Origin of the sequence: Bacillus sp. SIMBA_154 (assembly GCF_046536015.1) — a bacterium.
GTDB lineage: Bacteria > Bacillota > Bacilli > Bacillales > Bacillaceae > Bacillus > Bacillus pumilus_P.
Map to the genome: position 1 here is coordinate 1 of NZ_JAWJBV010000350.1, position 264 is coordinate 264.

The following is a 264-nucleotide window of genomic DNA, read 5'->3' on the forward strand; positions in this document are numbered from 1 at the left end:
CTAAAGTGTTGCTTAACTCTGCGTCACTTTCTATTTGTTGCTTAACCAGTAGTAAAGCATCAATCACCGTATTACCGGTTACAAATATATTTTCATCTGCGACATTTTCTTTCAGCAAATTAGCTTTTGAGGTGTCGGTTGGTGCAAAGTGGAACTGTGTTAGTGCGCCAGTTAGCTTTCGGTTACCTTCTTCAGGCCATGGCGAGTAAATATTACCTGTGCGTAAACCTGCCTCAACGTGACCTACCGCTATTTGCTCGTAAT

Annotated in this window: 1 protein-coding gene; it reads right to left on the reverse strand. The window is 42.0% G+C overall.

Annotation, left to right across the window (positions count from 1 at the left end; all coding sequences use genetic code 11):
- A partial coding sequence (locus tag R0K30_RS22340; protein ID WP_410613075.1) for a UDP-N-acetylglucosamine 2-epimerase occupies window positions 1-264 on the reverse strand: 264 nt, incomplete at both ends.